The following is a 23,690-nucleotide window of genomic DNA, read 5'->3' as shown; positions in this document are numbered from 1 at the left end:
GAAACTACCAATTTACTACTTTATGCAGGTGCTTTACAGATGATAATTTTTTATGGATTGCTATTTTATCTGTATAAAGGTAAATTAAAAGATGCACTGAAAAATTAAGCATAGTACACACAAAATAGCAGAAAAGAATAAACCATAAGGTTAACTCTTTTTCTGCTATTTTAGATGAGACCGTTATGAAAACAAAATCATTTATCAAAATAAGATATCTTATACCCATTAGATTTTAAATTTATTAAAAGTTGCTCTTTTTTGTCTGATCATAACTACCCAAATCTTTTGAGATAAGACCGTTTTACTACTAGATGAAAGATAATAGAAGCTAGAAATATGAAAGTAATGAATCTATATTTTTGCATCTAAAAGCGGAAGCGATCTTATTTTCAACTTACGGCCAGCAGTGTTGTTTAATCAAAAAAATGACTGTTTTTTAGTTGAATATTTGTAAATCAGAAACAGTACTACATTATCACATTGCTACATTTCTAACTTTTAAACCGTATTTTTTTGAGAAAAATAAAAGTTAAAACAGTATTACTCTTGTGATTCTTTGTATTGCACTTTTAAATAATGAACCATTGCTTTTCTGATATCATACTCCAATTCATTTTTTGCAGGCCTGTAAATAGTAGTAATATCCTTATTTTTTTCATTTAAAACAGGAATATCAAATCCTTTTATTAAATAATCGCTTATCGCAACCGTATATATCTTGTCAGAATCTAGCTGTTTTCCGGAAATGGTCCAATAAGTATTTTTTTTCTCAGCCCGATATCGCTGCAAATAAGCCCCTCTGCCTTTGGCAGCTGCCCCAAATTCCAGTACTTCCTGCAGTAAACTTCCTTTTATCTCAATTTTTAATATTGCCCCTCCATAGGGCAATACTCTAAAAATATCGATACCGGTGACAGCTCCTTCCAAAGTATCATCTATCCGGATAGATCCGCTATTAACAATGGCACAATCTACGGCGTCATTATAGGCAAAAGCCATGGACCGGGCCACCAGTTTGCCCAGGTTTGTCTGTTCGGATCGAATAGGCGTATCTCTGCCTTCCAATGGCACTTTTGATCGGTAGATAGTCTCATCAGGGTTCGCAATGATTTCTTTTACTTTAACATTCAAAATATCCTGCCACTTATTTACAATAGTTGCAATTTTCTTTTCGGGTATTATGCTTGTATTGATTTCTTTTAGTTCCGATGCAATGGTTATTTTTTTCGTTTTTTTATCAAACGATATTTTATGGACATAAGCTGTTTTTGCGTTTGCATCTGCTTTGGTTATGATTGTATTTCCAACCCGATGTCTCATATGAGTATGCTCGTGCCCTCCCATAATCAAAGGAATTTCGGGAATCAATTCGGCAATTTTTTTATCATGCTCTATTTTTACATGTGTCAACCCAAAAACAATATCTACATTATCTTTTATCATTTCGTAAGAAGATTTCGCAGCTTCAAACATATCCGAATAAGACACATAACTCTTTGGATTGGAAGGAATGCAAACGCTGATAAAACCTATTTTAATTTTTGTACCGTCCTCATCTCCGATTTCTTTGATATATGTTTTAGGAATAGGCATTTTGATCTCTTCTTTTTCCTTGTAAAAAGGCTGGGTAGTTCCGTTGAGATTTAATGTAACATTAGATCCGATCCAATGAAAAGTACTTTCATTCAATCGTTTTTGCAGATCTTTTTGACTCAAATCAAATTCATGATTGCCAAAAGCAGCCAGTTCAAAATTCATAGCATTCATTATTTCTACCATTTGTTTTCCTTGTACGTGTTCTCCATTATACTTTATCGTTCCAAGTAAGGAGGGATTCAAAAAATCACCTGCTATAAATAAAAAGGTATTCGTGTTTTCTTTTACCAATTCCTGATGCAGTGCTTCTAACCTTGCCATTCCACCGTATTTTCCACCCTGTATCGGAGCAATTTCATATACATCATTTACTTGCAAAAAAGTAAAATCGATTTTATGGTCATTACTATTACATGAAAGTAATAAACAAAACAGTAATGAGTATGCTATTAATTTGAATGATTTCATAAGAATTGTCTTCATCAGAAAATTTGCAGTACTTGATTGTAAGCACTTTCAAAACTCATAGGTTTAATATTTGTTTCGGCTTTTTGTGTTGCAAAATAAGAAATTAGTTTTTCTGTCGGCATATTACCTGTTAAATCGTCTTTTGCCATAGGGCAGCCTCCATATCCTTTAATAGCCCCGTCAAAACGCTTGCAACCCGTTTTGTAAGCTGCATCTACTTTCTCATACCAGGAATCGGGGGTCGTATGCAAATGTGCGCCAAACTCTATTTTTGGGTACATAGGGATTAGATTAGAAAATAGGTAACCTATAATTTCCGGAGTTGAGCTGCCTACGGTGTCGGATAAAGATAAAATTCTTACACCCATAGTTGATAGTTTTTCTGTCCATTCGGCAACAATAGCCACATCCCAGGGATCTCCATAAGGATTTCCAAAGCCCATACTTAAATAGGCTACCACTTCTTTATTGGCTTTATCTGCAATGGCTAAAATTTCTTGTAATGTATCTACGGATTCTGCAATAGTCTTGTGTGTATTGCGCATTTGAAAATTTTCGGAAATAGAAAAAGGGTACCCCAAATAATCGATTACTTCAAACTGAACAGCATCGTTTGCTCCCCTGACATTAGCAATAATTGCCAACAGTTTGCTTTGAGTAGCAGCGATATCTAATTGAGCCAGCACTTCGGCAGTATCCTTCATTTGAGGTATTGCTTTTGGCGAAACAAAACTCCCAAAATCAATAGTATCAAAACCTACCTGAAGTAGTGCATTAATATAATCTGCTTTTACATCGGTAGGAATAAAATGACTTTTAATTCCTTGCATTGCATCTCTGGGGCACTCAATGATTTTAACCTTATCCATTAGTCAAATATACAGAGACCTTTGCAAAATAGTGATATGTTCCGTATTGAAATTGATTTGACTTCAAATTTCTTCCTTCTTGAAAATTCTAAATCCTCAAAACCAACAGGTTACTCCGGTTTAAAATTTTCTTCGGGCGTCGAACTTTTTTGCCAAATCAATTCTGCAAAGATCTCATACAATAATACACTTTTGAACTTGGTGTTTCCAAATGAGTTCATCTTCTAAAAATTGAAAGATTGAAAGTTGAAAAAGTGTAAAAGCCTGTATTACTTCTAACTCGAAGCTTTTGTCAAAAGTGAAACTTGAAACTTTGAATTAAATCAAAACTAAAATAGCAATCCCGATAAATATAATAATTTGCCCCCATTTTAAATAGACTCCTGTTTTTTTATACTTAGTAAGGTATTTAAAAAGAGTACTCCCCAAAAATGCTATTGAAGAAAAAATAATAAAAGATGTAATGATAAAGAGTCCGCCCAATACGTAAAATTGGACTACAGTGGAAAGGATATCGGAAAATAAAAATTCCGGGAAAAAAGCTAAAAAGAAAAAGGTAACTTTAGGGTTTAGTACATTCATTAAAAAACCTGTTTTAAACAATTGTATAGTTGTTTTTTTGGGTACATTGTTCGTTGAAATCCTAATTTTAGAATCGCTTTTAAAAACCTGAAAAGCCAAATAGCATAAGTAAGCAGCCCCAAGTAATTTAATGATAAAAAAAACAGATACATTTTCTTTTATGATGGCTGACAATCCAAAAGCAATAAAGCTTGTATGAATAATACAACCTGACATCAGCCCTGCTACAGTGGCTAATCCGTGTTTTTTGCCATGCACCATACTCTGAGCAAGTACAAATAGATTATCCGGACCGGTAGAGGCTGCCAGTACAGCAGTTGCCAGTACAAATGAAAGTAGTATTTCTATATTCAATAATTACCTTTTCATCAAAATAACAAGAGACCTTTGCAAAATAGTGATATATTCCGATTTGGATTGATTTGACTTCAAACTTTTTCTTTCTCGAAAATTTTAAATCCTCAAAACCACCAGGTTACTCCGGTTCAAAATCTTCTTCGGGCGTTGAGTTTTTTTGCGAAATCAATGCTGCAAATGTTTCCAAATTCAAGAGAAGCATCATTTGCTTCTTAATACCAAAATTGGACTATTTTATTGTTTTTTTTGGTATAATAAGGCTTTATTAATACTTTTAACCAACTGCGGGCCTTCATAAATAAAACCTGTATAAAGTTGTATCAAATCAGCACCTGCTGCTATTTTTTCTAACGCATCCTCGGCAGAATGTATGCCTCCTACGCCAATAATCGGAAACGCTTTATTTGATTTTTCAGATAAAAAGCGAATTACTTCGGTAGACCTATTAGTAAGCGGTTTACCACTTACCCCCCCTTGCTCGAGTTTATTTTTTGATTGTAAATGATCTCTGGAAATGGTTGTATTGGCGGCAATAACACCATCTATTTGGGTACTCTTTACAATCTCTATAATGTCTGATAACTGCTCATATGTCAGATCCGGAGCTATTTTTAAAAGGATGGGTTTTTTGATTTTCGACCTTGTATTAGCAGATGTAGTATTAGTAGGTCGAACAGACATTTTTTGATTCTCCGCCATCAGTGTATGTAGTAAATTTGTTAGAGGCTCCTTATCTTGTAAAGCTCTTAGGTTTGGAGTATTCGGAGAGCTTACGTTGACTACAAAGTAATCTATATAATCAAATAACGCGTGAAAACAACTCATATAGTCCGCTACTGCATTTTCATTGAGAGTAGTTTTATTCTTTCCTATATTTCCACCTATTAAAACGTCTTTATTTTGTTTGAGCCTTTTTACAGCTTTGGCTACTCCTTCATTATTAAATCCCATTCTATTGATAATTCCACTGTCTTTCTCCAGGCGAAATAGCCTTTTTTTAGGATTCCCTGTTTGAGGTTTTGGGGTTAATGTTCCTATTTCGATAAAACCAAAACCAAAATTAGAAAGCTCGTTATACAGTTTTGCATCCTTGTCAAAACCAGCAGCCAGGCCCACAGGATTTTTAAATGTAAGTCCAAATAAGGTACGCTCCAGTTGCTTGTTTTTTACCGTATATATTTGTCTGAAAATTTCCGGGAACAAAGGAATTTTACATAAAAACCGAATCATTGAAAAAGTAAAATAATGTACTTTTTCAGGGTCAAATAGAAATAAAATGGGTCTTATAACTAGTTTATACATAAAAGGATACACTTCTTTAAACAGCAAAAATTAAATTTAAAAAAGATACATTTTTACGAAGCTACCGAATAATGAAAAGCAAAGATGGTATCTACCTTAAAACAGCTCCTAAATGCTTTTCAAAGGTTTGCTGTAATTTTTGCATTATTTTATCTATCTGTTTGTCTTCCAGTGTTTTATTATCATCGTGCAATAAAAAACTCACTGCATATGATTTTTTACCTTCCGGCAAGGTATCGCCTGTATATACATCAAACAAATCCACTTCTTTTAGTCGTTTCTTTTCGGATTGAAATGCTAAATGATAGATTTCTTCAAAAGTAACTTCTGTATTGATTAGTAATGCCAAATCTCTTTTTACCGGGGGGAATTTAGGCAATTCTGTTATCTCTGTTTTTTTACTCCCGACTATATTTAGCATAGTCTGCCAGTTAAAATCAGCAAATAAAACGCCTTGCTTAATTCCGAATGCTTTTAAAACAGCATGGTTTACAGTACCAAATTCTACCAGCTTAATTTTGCCGGAACTTAGACTTACCCCCTCATTGAAAATACTCATTTTTGAAGGAGAAGTGTTTAAATTAGTAAAACCCAACCTTTCTAAAACAGCTTCAACAACCCCTTTTATATAAAAGAAACCCGACACTTCGGAATGGGTATTCCACCGTTCTTTATTTTTATTTCCGGATACGAATAGTGCCATGTGTTTAGCTTCCCGGTACCCGCTTTCACGCTTATGATATGTCTTTCCAAATTCATACAGTTTCAGAGAATTATTTTTTCTGTTGATGTTGTATGAAACAGATGTTAAACCGCTAAACAGTAACGACTGACGCATAACTCCCAGATCACTACTTAACGGATTGAGGATTTTTATATCAGAATGTGTATGTAAGCCATCCGAAAAAGAAGTATATTTTTCTTTGGTAAGAGAATTGGTCATTATTTCATAAAATCCAAGAGATGACAACTGGTTTGCTACCAGATTCTCTAATTTTATGTGGTCATTATTATCAAAAGAAATAGAAGTATTTAATTTGTGTGAAAATTCGATATTATTATAGCCGTACACTCTTAAAACCTCTTCAATGATATCCGATTCTCTTTGGACATCTGTCCTGTAAGGCGGAATCGTTAATCCCAGACCTACTTCCGTTTCATTATTAATTTTAATTTCCAGTGAAACCAGAATATTTTTAATGCTCTCCTTATCTATCTCCTGTCCGATTAGTTTATACGCATTTTCATAGGAGAAAAATACTTGAAAACCTTCTATTTTTTCGGGATAAAAATCCGATATGTCCGAAGATATTTTTCCATTTGCGTATGTCTCTATCAGTAAAGCAGCTCTTTTTAGGGCATACTCGGTAGTATGGATATCAATACCTCTTTCAAATCTAAAAGAAGCATCTGTATTTAGTGCATGTCTTTTAGCAGTTTTTCTAACGGATATCGGATCAAAATAAGCACTTTCTAAAAAAACAGATGTTGTATTTGGAGTAATACCGGAATTGAGGCCTCCAAAAACTCCTGCAATGCACAAAGGATTGGCATAGCCGTCACAAATCATAATATCATCTTTATGCAAAGTTCTTTCTACACCATCTAAAGTGGTAAACTTTATTCCTTCTTCCAAGGTGGAAACAACAATCTTATTTCCTCTGATCTTTTGAGCATCAAAAGCATGCAAAGGTTGCCCAAGTTCATGCAACACATAATTTGTGATGTCTATAATATTATTTTTAGGCGTAATGCCTATGGTTTTTAATCGTTTTTGAATCCGGTCGGGAGCCTCCTTTACCTCAATATTTGTGATGGTAATCCCACAATATCTGGGTGCTAAATTTTTGTTTGCTACTTCAACATCAATTTTTAAGGTTCTTTCATTTACATGAAAATCACTTACGGAAGGTTTGATCAATTCCAACTGGACTCCTTTTTGAATCAATCCGGCTCTCAGATCTCTTGCAACTCCAAAATGACTCATTGCGTCCGAACGGTTAGGAGTGAGTCCAATTTCAAAGACAGTATCTTCTTCAATATTGAAGACGTCGGCAGCCGGGATTCCCGGAGCTAACGACACATCCAATATCATAATACCATCGTGGTTAGTCCCCAGTCCTAATTCATCCTCGGCACAAATCATTCCGTGGCTTTCCTCCCCTCTAATCTTCCCTTTTTTAATTTTAAATTCCTCACCTTGATCATTATATAAGACAGTGCCTATGGTAGCCACCGGAACTTTTTGACCGGCAGCTATATTTGATGCACCGCAAACAATTTGTACCGGAGTTCCCTGCCCCAAATCCACCACCGCTATTTTTAACCTGTCAGCATTTGAGTGCTGTTCACAGGTTAATACTTCACCAACTACCACTCCTTCCAAATTTCCTTTTACCGGGCTTACGGATACAATACTCTCCACTTCTAATCCCAAATCCGTAAGCAGTTCACCTATTTCGGACGTAGTCTTGTCAACTTGCAGAAATTGTCGTAACCAATTGTACGATATCTTCATATGAGTTATTTCAAATTTTTTAAGGAGCAAATGTAGGGATTTTACTAATTTTTATAGTGTAAAAGTTTGAAAGTTTGAAGAACTGGATGTTTTTAAAGCCAAAGATTGATGCAACCGACCTGATACCATAAAAAGCTGTGATACCTTTAATGATAGCAAGATAATAACATTTTGTATATTTAAAATAAGCAAAAAAATAGTTTATCATTTGGTAAAATGGTAAATTAATTGTAAGTTTGTGCTACTTGATACCCCCTAAATACACATGTATTTTAATTTGTAATCTTACAAATTCAGGTTTTCAAGACAATTTTTAAACTTAAAATTTGATTTTTATGGAGAGTTATTTAGCAGAAATCCGATTATTTGCAGGAACTTTTGCCCCGGAAAACTGGGCATTTTGTGATGGTCGGGTAATAGCTATTAGTGATAATGAAAAACTGTATTCACTTTTAGGTACTACCTATGGTGGCGATGGTAGAACCAATTTTGCATTGCCCGATTTGAGGTCCAGAGTTCCTGTGGGTGCCGGTAAAGGTCAAGGTTTGAGCTATGTAAGAGAGGGGCAGAGATATGGGTGGTTCAAATCATCAGTAACTTTAACTCTAGGTAACTTACCCCCACATACCCACAAGGTTTCAGGTAGTACGGTTGCTCTGCTATGTAACAATGCCAGTCCGGAAGATAGTGATAACCCGCAAGGGAATTTTTTGTCGCGTACATCTCCCAATAAATATTATAAAAGTACGGCAAATGCGCAAATGGGGACATCACCGGTTAAGATTAACATAGAGCCTGCGGGAGGAAGTAAACCGGTTGATATCAATCAACCTTCTTTAGGCATGAATTATATCATTTGTATACAGGGATTATCTCCTTCCCGATGATCCTACTAAATATAGACAGTTGAAAATTTCAGGTTTTGTTTCAAAAACTCTTTAATTTGATTTTGATTAGAAAAATAGCGATATTTCGATATGGCAAAAAGATACAAACGACACAGAGATTACGGCTTTTTTTGATCAAGACATCCGATTGAGTAAACTAAGTGAATTAGGCGATCCTTTGGAACGATTAAATCATGGGTACTTTGAGATATTCAGAGATTTATTAGAAACCTTACTACACAAAGAACCCAAAGGTAAAGGAGGAGGACCTCCCTATGATTATATATTGATGTTCAAGATACTAGGGAGTGTTAACACGCCCTAATCCTACAACATTATTATAATCTTTCGGGTGAACAAACCGATTATCAGATCAATGATCGTATGAGTTTTATACGTTTTTTAAATCTTACCATATCAGATGACATTCCTGATAGCAACAGGATTTGGAACTTCAGTGAAAGATCAAATCCATGAAAATGGGTGTAAGAATAAGCCATTAACCAAAGAACAAAAATCATCAAATACAGAAAAACCCGAGACAAGAGCAAGAGTTGAACATGTTTTTGGGTTTATGAAAAACTCTACGGGTAGTATGTTCTTTAGAAAAATAGGAATCAAAAGAGCAGAAACCGCCATAGGACTTATGAATCTTACCTACAACATGTTCTATAAAATTCAACTCACTAGGCAAATGGTGGGAACGTGCGCCTAATGATTAGCAGAAAAATATATAAACTATTGAATATCAATAAAAGCACTAAAAACAATTTTTATCATTTTATTGACCGGTTTCGAATAGATGAATTTAAAAAAACTACTCTCTTTTCCAAAGTCAAAACAATTATCTATTTTAGGATTAGCCCAAGACATGGAATTCTATTCAAAATCAACATTCTATAGTGTTTTTAAAAACACGGAGGGCATTATACTCCAAAACAATATCAAAAACAATTGAATAAGTCCGAATAACAGCAATAGGACTTTTTTATTGCAATAATGTGTAAAGTTTTATGGTTTTTTACTACATAATTCAAAACAAATTAATTTACAGGCTTGCCCATTTAGTTCTCAAAGTATTAAAAATGAAGCATAAATTATTTTTCAAGATTTTAGTACTGTTAACTTCTAAACCAGTGTTCATAATGCCTAAGAAAGACAGAGTTTTATATTTATGAGACTTAACTGGGTAACCCAAACCTTTAATGAAAATCAAAATTTAAACACATGAAACAACAGACATTTTCCTTTATAGGAATCCTAATGCTTTTCTTTAATTATTCTTCCACAGGACAAAGTAATAATTGGAGAACTGCAGCATTAAAAGAAGAAGCGAATTATTTTGAAATTGTAAACTCTACAAGACAAGAGTTAGATCTTTTAAGAGGTAGGACGGATATAGAAAGCAAAAAGAAAATCAAGCAATTTGAGCGTTGGGCAAGCCTTTGGAGAAATAGAATTAAACCTGATGGTTCTTTTGTTTCCCCTTATCATGATTATAGTGAATGGTTAAAAGACAATGCTCGTCAAGCTCAACTACCCGATCATGTCAGGAGTAGTACTGAGTGGTCATTAATAGGACCAACAACAATACCAATATCTACTTTTCTTGCTCCAAATTATTCCGGAATGGGGAGAGTCAATTGCATTGCTTTCAATGGTACCAATGTAAATACACTGTATATTGGAACGCCTAGCGGTGGCATTTGGAAAACTACTGACGGTGGGAACACATGGATTCCAAAAGGGGATAATTTTCCAAATATGGGTGTCTCTGATATTGTTATTAATCCATCAAATCCAAATGTTTTATATCTAGCAACGGGAGACTTCGATGCTCAACATAATTTTTCTATAGGTGTTCTAAAATCTACGGATGCCGGAGATACATGGAATACAACAGGGCTGACTTTTAATGTAACTGAAATGAACACGATTGGAAATTTATTAATTGACCCTAATAACACAGAAACTATTTTTGCAACAACAACAAATTCCATCAAAAGAAGCACAGACGGCGGTGCTAATTGGGCTGATGTCTTTGTTGAAAGTAATGCCAACTTCAATGATATTCAATATAAAACAGGTAGTAATACTATTATCTATGCAACTTCTAATAGTGGTAAGTTTTACATTTCAACAAATAATGGGGTATCTTGGACAACGGCATCAGCCCCTACTACTTCAGGAAGACTAGAAATAGCTCAAACAAGTAATGATCCAGATTTAATTCTATCTGTTGACCAGAGTGGTGTTGTTAGAAAGTCAACAAATCAGGGAAGTAGTTGGGCAACTGTCCATACCTTCACCATGTTTAACTCCCAAGGGGGGTACAATTTAACTATTGCAATTTCTCCAATCAATAAAAATCTTATTTTTGTGGGGGATATTAATGGTTGGAGATCGCAAAATGGTGGCTCTACATGGGAAGCTTATTTGAATGGCTTTTGGCAGACAGGCGACCCTTATTTCTATGTACATGCTGACCACCATGATTTTGTATTTGTTTCCGGCACTAATATGGCATTCTCTGGAAATGACGGAGGAATTTATAAAGGAGATGCTTCTTCAAGTACTGCTTGGACAGATTTGTCTTCAGGCTTGGCAATCACACAATTTTATCATGTATCAGGGACCCCTCAGGATGAAGGAAAATTAATTTTAGGAGCTCAAGATAATGACGCGGCTGTTTATAACGGTACCTCTTTTACCTCAGTGGGAGTGGGTGACGGAGTTGCAGGATTGTGGGATTATTCGAATTCTAATATTGCTTGGGCCTGTGGCCAACATGGTTTATTAAAAAGAACTACAGACGGTTTTGCTTCGGAACCAGAAATATTAAATGTACCAATGGTCCCTACTCCTTTTACATGGGAATTAGAAATTCACCCTACGGTTCCAACAACAATTTTTGGTGGTTTTAATGAAATTTACAAATCAACAAATAGGGGAGATAGTTGGACAAATATGAATTCCGGAACTGGTATTCCTATTTCTATTGCTCTGGCTCCTTCTGATGGAAATATCATCTATGTCTATGGACTCAACGGCTTAAAAAAAACAACAAACGGAGGAGCTTCCTGGACTACATTACCAAACCCGCAGGATTTCACAATAACAGGTATTGCTATCCATCCTACTAACCCTAATGAAGTTTATATTTGTTATGGTGGATATCTTTCAGCTCACGTATATAAATCAACAGACGGAGGCATATCTTGGCAAAATATTTCAGGAAGCTTGCCTAATATTCCAGCTTATGATATTGATTATAGAACCGGAACTACAGACGGTGAATTATTCCTAGCAACACATTTCGGAGTCTATTACTGGAGAAACTCTAATGCAGATTGGGTAAAACTTGACAATGGCCTTCCAAATGTAATTGTTCGTGATATTAACATTTTTTACAGTACTGAAAAAATAAGAGTTGCCACCTTTGGAAGAGGCTCTTGGGAGGCTTCTATAAGTTCAGCGGCCTTGGGAGTTGAAGAAAATGCATTATCTGAAGATGCTGTAAGTTTATTTCCAAATCCAACAAACAATAAAAGTTTTAATATAAAATTAAATAATTTGACTGGAAAAAGTAGCGTATTGATATATAATATTATTGGAAGTGTTGTGAAACATTTTGAAACCAGTAATGATTTAAATAATGTTGATCTAAGCAACTTTTCAGAGGGAATTTATTTAGTACAAATTACAAATAACAACCAGAGTATTACTAAGAAAATAATTGTAAAATAAAACGTATTTTAAGTTAGATGAGCTACCAAAGACTGTTCATTTATGAAACTTTGGTAAGTTATTTAGATACATTCGTAATTAAATAGTCAACCTTTAAAAAAATTTTAACATATTGAATTTCAGTTCATTTTCGGTTAAAAACAAAAAGTCAAGATGAGTTCATACAAAAAAGCCTGGAGAACTATTGTAAAAAAGACAACGTTTTTTAAATTGTATTGTAAAACCTTGTCAAATGCGTTCAAAAAATAATCCTCAAAATCAGTTAACTTTTCTAGCTCCAACCTTACAGGAACAATTGAATGCCAAGCATGAGCTTTATCTGTTAGCAGACGAGATAGACTGGTATTATTTTGATAAAGAGTTTTCAAAGTTCTATTCGGATAAAGGTCTCCCTGCTCGTCCGATTCGTTTGATGATTTCACTTTTGATTTTGAAGTCCATTTACAATTTATCCGATGAGCGTTTGGTAGAAGAACACTGGGAGGTGAACGCTTATTTTCAGTATTTAGGTGGTGCTACCGTTCAACGTTGTGGCCAACCTTTCGCTGCCAGCGATCTAGTTCACTTTCGTCAGCGTATTGGGCAAGAATGAACAATATCCCATCTTAAACAAGACCATAGGGTAGCAAACAACTTCCTAAAAGGTCAGATGGGAGATAGTATCAACTTTATGATGGCCGCCGCTGGGTTCAACTTCAAAAAATTAATGAGAAAACTCAAACAAGAAATTCTTTGGCTTGTTCTTAATACCTTTGGTTACCTGTGCAAAAATTTGTTAGAGAAAAATCGGACTCTAATAATAAAACCTAACCAACAAATAGCCTATTTTTAAGGGTTAACCAAATAGCTTTTGGAAAGCAAAACTGGGAATCTTATTATTAAATATATGAGACCTTTGCAAAATTGATTTGGTAAAAAAGTTCGACGCCCGAAGAAAATTTTCAACCGGAATAACCTATTGGTTTTGAGGATTTAAAATTTTCGAGAAGGAAGAAATTTAAAGCGAAATCAATTTCAATACGGAATATATCACTATTTTGCAAAGGTCTCCAACAGTTTAGACTTACTATCTAGTTCGATATCCCCAATATACCTCAATATTTTTGAGATAGCTATTTGTATAGTAGCTTGGGAAAATTCATTTTTAAAATTTGCTATAATACAAACTTTTTATAATCCCATCTGCCAGTCCGATTTTTGGAACATAAATCTTACGAGCACCACTCCATTTCATCGCTGACAAATAAATTTTAGTAGCAGGAATGATTACATCTGCTCTATCGGGATTTAAACTCAATTCGGAGATACGGTCGGCATAGCTCAATTTCTTTAAAAACTGATATTGAGCATTTAAATAAATATAAGAGATGGGTTTTCCTTCAGTTCTGCCGGAGAGTTTAAAAAGTTTATTGATATTACCTCCTGATCCGATGAGTGTTATTTTTTTATACGGAGCAGTATGTTGAGTGATCCATTTTTCAACATTTTTAAAGATAGCTTTATTGACATCTTTAGGGGTATTCAATAAACGAACCGTTCCCATCTTAAAGGACTTGGATTTTATTAGTTTACCTTCGGAAAAAATAGTAAATTCCGTACTTCCTCCACCTACGTCAACATAAAGATAAGTGCTATCACTTTTAATGAGTTGATTTAAATCTGTAAAAGAAATAATAGCGGCTTCTTCTTTCCCGCTAATAATGTCGATTTTTATATCGGTTTGTTCAAAAATAGTGTCGGTAACAGCTATTCCGTTTTTAGATTCTCTTAGAGCAGACGTGGCGCAAGCTTTATACTTTTCAACTCCGTTTACTTTCATAATGAGCTTAAAAGCCTGTAATGCGTCTATTATTCTTTGAATATTGTCATCACTGATTTTTCCGGTTACAAAAGTATCGGCTCCTAATCGGATAGGAACCCGTACTATGGAGGATTTTTTAAAAAGAGGTTTTTTATTTTTTTCCTCGACAATATTGGAAATCAGTAATCGAATGGCATTAGATCCGATATCAATAGCTCCGTATTTTTTTATCTGCAACAAAAATGAATTATTTATGATCTTTAGGAAATTCTGCCAAAATAGTTTTTCCTTTTTTAATATCCTTCCAGTGTTTCTCTGCAAATGTAATACCTATAACACCACAAGTTGGCACATGAGCAATGGGCTTATCACCAAATTTATTAACAAACGTATTGATACCGTGATCGTGACTAAAAATGATTGCCGAATTAAAACTGTCATCCAAAGCCTTAACCGTTTTTACCAAATAACCATCGCTAAAACTATAGAGCTGTCGTTTAATTTTCAGATTCGAAAGAGGATACTCAAAATTCTCACAGAAAATAACAGCAGTATGTAATGCTCTGTTTGCACTGCTGGAAACAAATACATCCGGTTTGGCTATTTCTTTAGATAAGAATTTGGAAAGCAGATGTGCATCTTTAATGCCACGTTGTTTTAGAGGCCTGTTGATATCCTCTATTTTATCATATTCCCAGGAAGATTTGGCATGTCTTACAATATAAAGTGTTTTCACCTTACACTAATGATTTTAAGATTGGGTTGTAAATATAAAAATTAAGGAGCTAATCGTTCGATGTTCCATAAAAAATCCTTTTCCAGTGTATAGCGAATCCTGTCATGCATTCGGTTGGGTCTTCCCTGCCAAAATTCCATAGAAACAGGTTTTACTAAAAAACCTCCCCAGTATGAGGGTCTGGGAATTTCTTTTTCTTTAAATTGTTGTTGATATGTTTTTAAGGCATTGTCTAGTGTTTTCCTTGAAGAAACTATTTGACTTTGGTTAGACGCCCAGGCTCCCAGCTTACTTCCTTCCGGGCGAGATTCAAAATAGCCGTCAGAGAGGTTTTCCGGAATTTTTTTGGCGCCTCCTTTAATAATAATTTGCTGCTCTAATGCAGGCCAAAAGAAAGAAAGGCATACACGATTATTTTTTAAAATGGCTATTCCTTTTTCCGAGTCATAGTTTGTATAAAAGATAAAACCCTCCCAAGTATATTTCTTTAGTAAAACCACTCTGTTTTTAGGAAAACCGTCTTCTCCAATAGTACTTATAGTCATCGCATTGGTTTCTTTTGCCATTTCAGATTGATCTGCATTCAAAAACCATTTTTGGAACAATTCCATCGGATTTTCCGGGCAATTGACTTCTAAAAGCTCTTGTTTTTTGTAAGATTTTCGATAGTTACTGAGGTCTTGAGACATAAAAGAAAATTAGACAGCAAAAATACGAATCTTAACGATTTTTTGATACGGATAAACATTATACGTGTTGATCAACCAATATGGTATTTCCATCAGGGTCTGTAATGACAAAACTAGCGGGGCCGGTTGTACTTTCATCTGCTTCCGAGGAAAAAGCAAAACCTTTATGTTTTAAGTGTTTTTGAATAGTTCGAATATCGTCAAATTCATTGAACTTATTGGCATTTTCGTCCCAACCCGGATTAAAGGTAAGGATATTCTTGTCAAACCTTCCCTGAAAGATACCAATCAGTGCATTGTCATTTTTTAAGATATAATAATTGTGTTTTTTGTCGCCTGCAAAAACAGAAAAACCAAGGGTTTCATAGAATTTTCTGGAAACTTCTAAGTTTTTTACAGTTAAACTGATTGAAAAAGCGCCTAATTTCATTTTTTTAATTTTTATGGATTACTTATTTTATAATAATTTTTATAACTTTTCTTGAACAAAAACAGTCCCATAAACGTATAGAAACCATTTATGACCAATACAAAAAAATCAAAATCAAAACTAAAGAGTTTTACGGTTAGGTAATTGGTTAAGAAAGTCAGGATTGGAGCAATAATACAAATATAAGGAATTGCGTTGTCTTTTGTCTTGAGTTTGGTAAACAACCCGAAAGCGTACAAGCCTAATAAGGGGCCGTAAGTGTAACCTGCGGCTTTAAAAATGTCAGAAATAACACTACTGTCTCTAATGAGATATCTAAAAGTTAAAATGGTAGCAATTAAAATAAAAGAAAATAGTATATGAACTTTCTTTCTTATTTTCTCTTGCTCATTTTTCTTTTTTGTCTTTTCTACTTCCAGTATATCAATACTAAATGAAGTAGTTAAAGAAGTCAATGCAGAATCGGCACTTGAATAGGCAGCAGCTATTAAGCCAAGTATAAAAAATATAACAGTTGCCAAACCTAAACTGCCTTTGGTTGCTATAACAGGAAATAATTCATCTCTGTGGACATCAATTCCATTTTCCTGAGCATAACCTGTTAATAAAACACCTAATACTAAAAAGAAAAAATTAACAATCACTAACACAATAGTAAACCAAAACATATTTTTCCGCGCATCTTTCAGGTTCCTACATGTCAAGTTCTTTTGCATCATGTCTTGATCCAAACCTGTCATTACCACCGCTATAAACGCACCTGAAAAAAATCGTTTCCAAAAATAGTTCCCTGCTTTATAATCTTCAAAAAAGAAAGTTCTGGAAAACTCACTATCGGCAACATAGCTAAAAATATTGGAGATATGCATCTTATCGGAAATTGCATAAATGCAGACTCCAATGGCAATTAACATACACATTGTTTGTAAAGTATCTGTCCAAACAATGGTCTTAATCCCGCCTTTAAACGTATACAACCAAATGAGTAAAATAGTAATGGTAACGGTAACCCAAAATGGAATTCCAAATTCATCAAACAATAGTAATTGCAACACATTAGCAACTAAAAACAAGCGAAAAGCAGCGCCGACGGCCCGGGACAATAAGAAAAAAGAAGCTCCGGTTTTGTATGCATACCTTCCAAACCGATCGTCTAAATAGGTATAAATAGAGGTTAGATTTAGGCGATAATAGAGTGGAAGTAAAATGAAACCAATCATGGCATAACCTAAAATATATCCCAATACCATCTGCATATAACTCATGCTTTGACTTTCTACCCAGCCGGGAACAGAAATGAAAGTAACTCCGGAAAGAGAGGTGCCAATCATTCCGAAAGCTACTAAATACCATGGAGATGAATTGTTCGCTTTAAAAAAAGTATTGTTATCTGCTTTTTTTCCTGTACGATAAGAAATAAAAATGAGCAGACTGAAATATGCGAAAATGAGAAGTAAAATATAAAAGGGTTCCACTTTATATGCTTATAAATGTTTAATTGGAATTACGAATATAAGATTACTTGGGTTAAAAGAAAATAGAATTAAACCCGAATTTTAAGAAACTGATTACACTTTGACAGCTAAGAGCTAACTTGCCAAGGAGTTCGATAATTAAGCCTATTGTATAAATGGTGATTAAAATCCGGGTTAAAGAGAAAAGAATAGTACAGGAAAATTTATATAACGAGTATTATTTTATCTGGAACTTTTGACCATTCATTATTCATAATTCGTAATTTTGTCCACTATGAATTTTTCTTCAAAGCTTCTTGAAAATGCTGTGGAAGAAGTAGCTCGTTTACCGGGAATAGGAAAGCGTACGGCATTACGTTTGGTATTACATTTGCTAAAACAGCCTGTTGAAGACACTCATTCTCTGACAGCATCTTTGCAATGTTTAAGGTCAGATATAAAATCATGCCGGAAATGTCATAATATTTCTGATACTGTATTATGTGATATCTGTACTAACTCAAATAGAAACCCTGAAATGGTTTGCGTAGTAGAAGATATTCGTGATGTAATGGCCATTGAAAGTACCTCTCAATATAAGGGTTTATACCATGTACTGGGAGGAAGAATCTCACCTATTGAAGGAGTTGGGCCACAAGATCTGGAAATAGATAGTTTGGTAGAGAAAATAAAAAATAAAGAAATTAAAGAATTAATTTTTGCTATGAGTTCTACTATGGAAGGAGATACTACTAACTTTTATGTATTCAAACAAATTGAAGCATATGATATTGTTATTTCAACTATAGCAAGAGGAATTTCGGTAGGAGACGAGTTGGAGTACGCAGACGAAGTTACATTAGGGAGGAGTATATTGAACCGGATACCATTTGAGCAATCACTTAAAAGTTAAACAAACCCTTTACTTATAAGGGATTTACCTTTATTTTTAAATATTTTAAGTGAAATTTTCAGGTCTATTTTACTTTAGATAATTCCAAGAAAAAAATCAAATTTGGAAAAAATAATTAAACTTAATTAGTCAACCCTTAAAAAAATTTTAACATATTGAATTTCAGTTATTAATATACAAAAAAGCCTGGAGAACTATTGTAAAAAAGACAACGTTTTTTTAAATTGTATTGTAAAACCTTGTCAAATGCGTTCAAAAAATAAGCCTCAAAATCAGTTAACTTTTCTAGCTCCAACCTTACAGGAACAATTGAATGTCAAGCATGAGCTTTATCTGTTAGCAGACGAGATAGACTGGTATTATTTTGATAAAGAGTTTTCAAAGTTCTATTCGGATAAAGGTCTCCCTGCTCGTCCGATTCGTTTGATGACTTCACTTTTAATTTTGAAGTCCATTTACAATTTATCCGATGAGCGTTTGGTAGAAGAACACTGGGAGGTGAACGCTTATTTTCAGTATTTAGGTGGTGCTACCGTTCAACGTTGTGGCCAACCTTTCGCTGCCAGTGATCTAGTTCACTTTCGTCAGCGTATTGGGCAAGAATGAACAATATCCCATCTTAAACAAGACCATAGGGTAGCAAACAACTTCCTAAAATGTCAGATGGGAGATAGTATCAACTTTATGATGGCCGCCGCTGGGTTCAACTTCAAAAAATTAATGAGAAAACTCAAAGAAGATGTTCTTTGGATTATTCTTAATACCTTTGGTTACCTGTGCAAAAATTTGTTAGAGAAAAATCGGACTCTAATAATAAAACCTAATCAACAAATAGCCTATTTTTAAGGGTTAACTAATTAAATCTAACACTCAATACGTACTTATTACTTCAAATACAATCCGGCTATCATTAATGTAAACATTACAAACAAAGCAACATACCATTTTATCATCTCAAGTTTTACTTTTTGTAAACCCTCTTTTGTTGCTAAAGAATTGGCTTTATACTTCATTCCTGCATCAATTATTACTTTTTATTTGGGTCGTAAGTATCAATATTTTTAATATTAATCCTTTCTTTTTCAAAAAAATTATCCCTTATCATTACGCCAAATAAAAGGTCAAAATCCGATAAGTTATATCCTTTTTTAAAAGCATAGTTTTTAATAAAATCAAATTCTTCTTCTGATGTAATTTTTGAATATTTTTCTCCAATCTCAAAACAGATTTCTTGAATATTGTAAGGATTAAAATCTTTTTTTAATTCAGATTTTATTCTCTTTTCTAAGGCTCCCCAATTTTTGTCAATAATTCTTTTCACGTTAATATCATCAGAAACTCTACTCCCTACTTCTGTAAGAGATATTGGGCTTTGTGCTTGTGCAAATGGATTATTAGATTGTTTGAATACTTGAATAAATGCTTTTATTTCAGATATGTCTTCTTTGATTTTATCAATACTTCCTTTTAGTACATCTACAACTCTGAATCTTTCTACAATTTTCCCTGCTTTATAAACAAGGAAAAATATTAGACAACATAAAGCAAACATTGATCCAAAACTTCCTGCGGGACTTTTAAATATTTCTTTAACTAAATATAACATATAAAATATTTATAAGGGTTTGCAAATCTTATGAGATATTTGCATTACCAACACCAAAGATACAAAAAAATCAAAATCATTTTACTGTTTAATGTTTAGCGAAATGTTAAAATATTTTCTTACGTTTACCATTCCATTAAAAAGTTTTTAATGAACTCATTTAAACTTTTTCAATTTGCTAAAAAATTACTGTTTTCCGCTCTGTTTTTGTCTTTTTTTCCTTCCGTAGCGCTGCCTTGCAACTCAAAAAAGCTTTCAACAGCCCTAAAAACTTCTAATTTTCGCTTACATCCAAAAAGTTTAAATGAGTTCTATGTATTATTTTTCCAGTTGTTCACCCAGTTTACCATTACATCTACCCAATCATCATTATCATTCATACACGGAATATATTTATAAGCAGTTCCTCCGGCTTGTAAAAAATCTTTTTTCCCTTCCATGGCAATTTCTTCCAGAGTCTCCAGGCAATCAGCAACAAAAGCAGGTGTAACCACAGCCAATTTTTTCTTTCCTACACCTGGTAATTTTTCCAATTCGAGATCTGTATAGGGTTTTAACCAGGGGTCTTTTAGTAAACGGGACTGAAAAGAATTACTATAAGTTCCTTCTTTTAACCCCAATGCTTTGACGATTTCTTTTGTGGTCTCAAAACACTGATGTCTATAGCAAGTTTTATGAGCTTCGGAAGGAGTTTCGCAACAACTGCCATCAATTTTGCAATGGTTCCCGGTGGTATCTGATTTTAAAATATGACGTTCGGGAATGCCGTGGTATGAAAACAAAATATGATCATACTCGAAACCGTTTAAATGCTCCCGAATAGTAACACTCATGACTTTGATATATTCTTTATCATTATAAAAAACAGGAAGTATATCCATTGTTACTTTCAGGTTATTTTTAGCAATCACATCCTCCGCTTTTGCTACAACGGTCTCATAAGAAGACATGGCATAATGTGGGTAAAGAGGTACTAATAAAACCTCAGTTACACCTTTATTTGTCAGTTCTTTCAATCCTTTTTCAATACTCATAGATCCATAACGCATAGCAAGTGCAACGGGAATATCTGTTTTATCGGCTACTTTTTTAGAAAAGCGTTTGGAAATCACAATCAAAGGAGATCCTCCTTTCTGCCAAATCTTTTTATAAGCAGCTGCAGATTTCTTGGGGCGAACATTTAAAATAATTCCTTTAATTAATAAAAAACGTTTCCAGTAAGGAATATCTATAACCCGTTCATCCATTAAAAACTCACCCAGATACTTCCGTACATCTTTTGTTTTTGTACTATCAGGCGATCCCAGGTTAACTAATAAAACTCCTTTCATATATTATTTATTTAGATAATGAACTCGTTTAAACTTTTTCAAAATTTTTAATTTTACCATCAATCATCAACTATTGATGCAAACTCATGATATATTTCTTCGGTGTTGTACCAAACTTTTTCTTAAAGGCAGCTATGAAATGACTGGCAGTACTGTACCCGATTTTTAATCCCACTTCATTCACATTATGTTGATTGCTCTCTAATAATCTTCTCGCGTGTTCCATTTTGTAATTAAATAAAAAACCATACACGGTATCACCGTAAATTTGTTTAAAGCCTTCTTTCAATTTCTTAATATTTAGACCTGTCTCATTAGCTAATTCCTGTAAACCGGGAGGATCCACCATCTTTGCAATAATCATATCTTTGGCTTTTCTGATTTTTAAAACATTTTGCTCATCAACTAAAAACGGGCAGTATTCTCCGGTATACATATCGTCTTTTTGAAAATGAAGACTCAATAATTCATAGATTTTACCTTTAACGTATAAGTCTCTTACTGAGCTATTGACACCGGTGTTAATTATTTGTTGTAAGACAATTAAAACCGTAGGTTTTATGCTTTCGTCATTGTAATACTTCTTATTAGCATTGTCATTGCTCAAAAAATGAATATATCCGGCTTCTTTGGTGAATAAAGAGTGAAATTTTTCTATGGAGATTAACAGAGAGACTAAAGTTGTTTTAGGATTTATGACTAAATTAATAGGTAATCTTCTTTGAGGATTATACAAGAGAATGGACCTTTTGTCTAATACATCAAAAGTGTACGCTCCATTGTTAAATAAAAATTTAGAAGCCCCTTTTAGACAGAAATGTAATTGTATATACGTACTGTCTATATCTTTTTGAAATAACTGATTTTCAGTACTCTCATTTTGGAAATAAAGCAGATAAAAACCGTCCTCTACATATATTTCTTCAACCGTACTTTCAACGACACTTTTAAACATGAATACAATACTGTTTTTAAAATTTTTATTTAGAATTATTCCAAATAACAAATAAATAACCTACTGTTATAACTACAAAAGTAAATCATTTTTAAAAATGAATAATAAGATTCATACATAAAAAACATCGAACGACATAAAAAGTACTTTTAGCGACATTTTTATCTGGTTTATGTTGTTATTTTTGTGAACGTTTTAAGAATATGCCTTTAAAAGACTTCCATCTTAATTTGTACAATGCAGGTGTCAACTATGGAAAAGCCGATGCACATATTAGAGGAAAGTATAATTTGACTAAAGAAAATCAAATTGCTTTATTGAAAGAAGCAAAATCTTTGGGTTATGAAGGTGTTTTAGTATTGGCTACATGTAACAGAACGGAAATTATCGGTTTTGTGGAGCATCCTTATCAACTAATTAAATTGTTGTGTAAGTATTCCGAGGGTAATGTGGAAGAATTTGCTAAAATATCTAATGTTTATAAAAATAAAGATGCAATAGCACACTTGTTTAGAATTGGTTGTGGTTTGGAAAGCCAGATTTTGGGTGATTATGAGATTGTAGGGCAGTTAAAAGCAGCCTTCAAACTTTCAAAAACAGCAAAGACCACTAATGCATATCTGGAACGATTGCTGAACTTAGTATTTCAAGCCAGTAAAAAAGTAAAGAATAATACCAAATTGAGCTCGGGAACCACTTCGGTTTCTTATGCTGCCGTTCAATACGTTATTCATAATTTACCGGATTATAATTCCAGGAAAATAGTAGTCTTTGGTTTAGGCAAGATAGGTAAGAGTATATGTAAGAATCTTGTCGAATATACCAAAAATAAATCAATTACCTTAATTAACAGAACAGAAAAAAAGACAGAAACCTTTGTAAAAGAATATCCTTCAATTCACAAATCTGCCATAGTGCATTTGAGATCTGAAATTGCTACGGCAGATGTACTGATTGTTGCTACTAGTGCTAACAAACCCACCATTACCGGGTAACATATCTCTTCGGATAATCCCTTAATGATATTGGATTTATCAATACCGGAAAATGTGGCTGTAACTGTCAAAGAACGTACTAATATTTCATTGATCAATATAGATCAGCTTTCAAAAATTACGGATAAAACTTTAGCACTTCGACAAAAAGAAATTCCTGTTGCAGAGGCTATTATTGAAACGTATAAAAAAGAGTTTCATGATTGGTTGCATCACAGAAAGTTAATGCCCGCTATTAACGCATTAAAAGAATCTTTGGAAATAATAAAAAAAGATGAGATTAATTTTCATAAGAAGAAAATGGAAGATTTCGATGAAGATCAGGCGGAATTAGTGACTTCAAGGTTTATTCAAAAAATAACTACACGATTTGTACAGCATCTGAAAGAAGAAAAAACTTCCGTGAATGAGAGCATACAGATAATGTCCAGGATCTTTGGAGCGAACTAAC

At 33.7% G+C, this 23,690-nt stretch carries 18 protein-coding genes and 2 pseudogenes; 7 read left to right on the top strand and 13 right to left on the bottom strand.

Features of this window, described 5'->3' with window-relative positions:
* Positions 1-543 precede the first annotated feature (543 nt).
* The 5 genes from GKR88_06355 to GKR88_06335 all read right to left on the bottom strand — a co-directional run bounded on the left by GKR88_06355 (position 544) and on the right by GKR88_06335 (position 7,695).
* Positions 544-2,067, bottom strand: a complete 1,524-nt coding sequence (locus tag GKR88_06355) for a bifunctional metallophosphatase/5'-nucleotidase (GenBank protein QMU63954.1) — start codon at positions 2,065-2,067, stop codon at positions 544-546.
* A 14-nt stretch (positions 2,068-2,081) separates the two neighbouring features.
* Positions 2,082-2,936, bottom strand: a complete 855-nt coding sequence (locus tag GKR88_06350; protein QMU63953.1) for a hydroxymethylglutaryl-CoA lyase — start codon at positions 2,934-2,936, stop codon at positions 2,082-2,084.
* A gap of 318 nt (positions 2,937-3,254) precedes the next feature.
* Entirely contained in the window at positions 3,255-3,872 is a 618-nt protein-coding gene (locus GKR88_06345) for a LysE family translocator (GenBank protein QMU63952.1), read from the bottom strand.
* A gap of 237 nt (positions 3,873-4,109) precedes the next feature.
* Positions 4,110-5,177: a quinone-dependent dihydroorotate dehydrogenase gene (locus tag GKR88_06340; GenBank protein QMU63951.1), complete on the bottom strand. Its 1,068-nt coding sequence runs from the start codon at positions 5,175-5,177 to the stop codon at positions 4,110-4,112.
* A gap of 91 nt (positions 5,178-5,268) precedes the next feature.
* Positions 5,269-7,695 (bottom strand): phenylalanine--tRNA ligase subunit beta, encoded by a 2,427-nt coding sequence (locus GKR88_06335; GenBank protein QMU63950.1) that lies wholly within the window; start codon positions 7,693-7,695, stop codon positions 5,269-5,271.
* A gap of 335 nt (positions 7,696-8,030) precedes the next feature.
* On the opposite strand from GKR88_06335, the gene GKR88_06330 reads away from it, so the two are divergent.
* The 4 genes and pseudogenes from GKR88_06330 (at position 8,031) to GKR88_06315 (ending at position 12,921) form a co-directional block, all read left to right on the top strand.
* Complete coding sequence (locus GKR88_06330) at positions 8,031-8,582, top strand: phage tail protein (protein ID QMU63949.1); 552 nt, start codon at positions 8,031-8,033, stop codon at positions 8,580-8,582.
* 118 nt (positions 8,583-8,700) lie between these two features.
* Positions 8,701-9,297: pseudogene (locus tag GKR88_06325) on the top strand (transposase).
* Positions 9,298-9,809: 512 nt separating this feature from the next.
* Positions 9,810-12,329, top strand: coding sequence for a T9SS type A sorting domain-containing protein (locus GKR88_06320; protein QMU63948.1), 2,520 nt, complete (start codon positions 9,810-9,812; stop codon positions 12,327-12,329).
* A gap of 232 nt (positions 12,330-12,561) precedes the next feature.
* Positions 12,562-12,921 carry a hypothetical protein gene (locus GKR88_06315; GenBank protein QMU63947.1) on the top strand — a complete coding sequence of 120 codons (360 nt, stop codon included), beginning with the start codon at positions 12,562-12,564 and terminating at the stop codon, positions 12,919-12,921.
* 552 nt (positions 12,922-13,473) lie between these two features.
* Here the strand turns inward: GKR88_06315 and GKR88_06310 are convergent.
* Genes GKR88_06310 through GKR88_06290 form a run of 5 tightly spaced genes read right to left on the bottom strand, consistent with a single transcriptional unit; the run spans position 13,474 to position 17,460 of the window.
* Positions 13,474-14,370 carry an exopolyphosphatase gene (locus GKR88_06310; protein ID QMU63946.1) on the bottom strand — a complete coding sequence of 299 codons (897 nt, stop codon included), beginning with the start codon at positions 14,368-14,370 and terminating at the stop codon, positions 13,474-13,476.
* A gap of 7 nt (positions 14,371-14,377) precedes the next feature.
* Positions 14,378-14,866: a histidine phosphatase family protein gene (locus GKR88_06305; protein QMU63945.1), complete on the bottom strand. Its 489-nt coding sequence runs from the start codon at positions 14,864-14,866 to the stop codon at positions 14,378-14,380.
* Between the two features lie 41 nt (positions 14,867-14,907).
* The gene (pdxH, locus tag GKR88_06300) at positions 14,908-15,555 is read right to left on the bottom strand and encodes a pyridoxamine 5'-phosphate oxidase (GenBank protein QMU63944.1); all 648 of its coding nucleotides are present in this window, start codon (positions 15,553-15,555) and stop codon (positions 14,908-14,910) included.
* A 58-nt stretch (positions 15,556-15,613) separates the two neighbouring features.
* Positions 15,614-15,985 carry a VOC family protein gene (locus GKR88_06295; protein ID QMU63943.1) on the bottom strand — a complete coding sequence of 124 codons (372 nt, stop codon included), beginning with the start codon at positions 15,983-15,985 and terminating at the stop codon, positions 15,614-15,616.
* An 11-nt stretch (positions 15,986-15,996) separates the two neighbouring features.
* The gene (locus GKR88_06290; protein ID QMU63942.1) at positions 15,997-17,460 is read right to left on the bottom strand and encodes a sodium:solute symporter; all 1,464 of its coding nucleotides are present in this window, start codon (positions 17,458-17,460) and stop codon (positions 15,997-15,999) included.
* 274 nt (positions 17,461-17,734) lie between these two features.
* Here GKR88_06290 and recR point away from each other — a divergent pair, with 274 nt between their 5' ends.
* A complete protein-coding gene (gene recR, locus GKR88_06285) occupies positions 17,735-18,352 on the top strand; it encodes a recombination protein RecR (protein ID QMU63941.1) in 618 nt (205 codons plus the stop codon).
* A 246-nt stretch (positions 18,353-18,598) separates the two neighbouring features.
* Positions 18,599-18,958, top strand: a complete 360-nt coding sequence (locus GKR88_06280) for a hypothetical protein (protein ID QMU63940.1) — start codon at positions 18,599-18,601, stop codon at positions 18,956-18,958.
* Between the two features lie 421 nt (positions 18,959-19,379).
* On the opposite strand, the gene GKR88_06275 is transcribed toward GKR88_06280, so the two are convergent.
* The 3 genes from GKR88_06275 to GKR88_06265 all read right to left on the bottom strand — a co-directional run bounded on the left by GKR88_06275 (position 19,380) and on the right by GKR88_06265 (position 22,244).
* On the bottom strand, positions 19,380-19,958 hold the full coding sequence (locus GKR88_06275; protein ID QMU63939.1) for a hypothetical protein: 579 nt from the start codon (positions 19,956-19,958) through the stop codon (positions 19,380-19,382).
* Positions 19,959-20,269: 311 nt separating this feature from the next.
* Positions 20,270-21,289 carry a ferrochelatase gene (locus tag GKR88_06270; GenBank protein QMU63938.1) on the bottom strand — a complete coding sequence of 340 codons (1,020 nt, stop codon included), beginning with the start codon at positions 21,287-21,289 and terminating at the stop codon, positions 20,270-20,272.
* 70 nt (positions 21,290-21,359) lie between these two features.
* Positions 21,360-22,244 (bottom strand): helix-turn-helix domain-containing protein, encoded by an 885-nt coding sequence (locus GKR88_06265; GenBank protein ID QMU63937.1) that lies wholly within the window; start codon positions 22,242-22,244, stop codon positions 21,360-21,362.
* 203 nt (positions 22,245-22,447) lie between these two features.
* Between GKR88_06265 and hemA the strand changes: the two are divergent.
* Positions 22,448-23,689, top strand: a pseudogene (hemA, locus tag GKR88_06260) (glutamyl-tRNA reductase).
* Position 23,690 lies beyond the last annotated feature (1 nt).

Source organism: Flavobacteriaceae bacterium (genome assembly GCA_014075215.1).
GTDB lineage: Bacteria > Bacteroidota > Bacteroidia > Flavobacteriales > Flavobacteriaceae > Polaribacter.
The sequence above is the reverse complement of the archived record's forward strand: the minus strand, read 5'-3'. Positions and strand labels throughout refer to the sequence as shown.

Coding starts and splice junctions, on each gene's coding strand:
- GKR88_06355 (QMU63954.1), bottom strand. CDS start 2,067: ATGAAATCATTCAAATTAATAGCATACTCATTACTGTTTTGTTTATTA.
- GKR88_06350 (QMU63953.1), bottom strand. CDS start 2,936: ATGGATAAGGTTAAAATCATTGAGTGCCCCAGAGATGCAATGCAAGGA.
- GKR88_06340 (QMU63951.1), bottom strand. CDS start 5,177: ATGTATAAACTAGTTATAAGACCCATTTTATTTCTATTTGACCCTGAA.
- GKR88_06335 (QMU63950.1), bottom strand. CDS start 7,695: ATGAAGATATCGTACAATTGGTTACGACAATTTCTGCAAGTTGACAAG.
- GKR88_06330 (QMU63949.1), top strand. CDS start 8,031: ATGGAGAGTTATTTAGCAGAAATCCGATTATTTGCAGGAACTTTTGCC.
- GKR88_06320 (QMU63948.1), top strand. CDS start 9,810: ATGAAACAACAGACATTTTCCTTTATAGGAATCCTAATGCTTTTCTTT.
- GKR88_06315 (QMU63947.1), top strand. CDS start 12,562: ATGCGTTCAAAAAATAATCCTCAAAATCAGTTAACTTTTCTAGCTCCA.
- pdxH (QMU63944.1), bottom strand. CDS start 15,555: ATGTCTCAAGACCTCAGTAACTATCGAAAATCTTACAAAAAACAAGAG.
- GKR88_06295 (QMU63943.1), bottom strand. CDS start 15,985: ATGAAATTAGGCGCTTTTTCAATCAGTTTAACTGTAAAAAACTTAGAA.
- recR (QMU63941.1), top strand. CDS start 17,735: ATGAATTTTTCTTCAAAGCTTCTTGAAAATGCTGTGGAAGAAGTAGCT.
- GKR88_06280 (QMU63940.1), top strand. CDS start 18,599: ATGCGTTCAAAAAATAAGCCTCAAAATCAGTTAACTTTTCTAGCTCCA.
- GKR88_06275 (QMU63939.1), bottom strand. CDS start 19,958: ATGTTATATTTAGTTAAAGAAATATTTAAAAGTCCCGCAGGAAGTTTT.
- GKR88_06270 (QMU63938.1), bottom strand. CDS start 21,289: ATGAAAGGAGTTTTATTAGTTAACCTGGGATCGCCTGATAGTACAAAA.
- GKR88_06265 (QMU63937.1), bottom strand. CDS start 22,244: ATGTTTAAAAGTGTCGTTGAAAGTACGGTTGAAGAAATATATGTAGAG.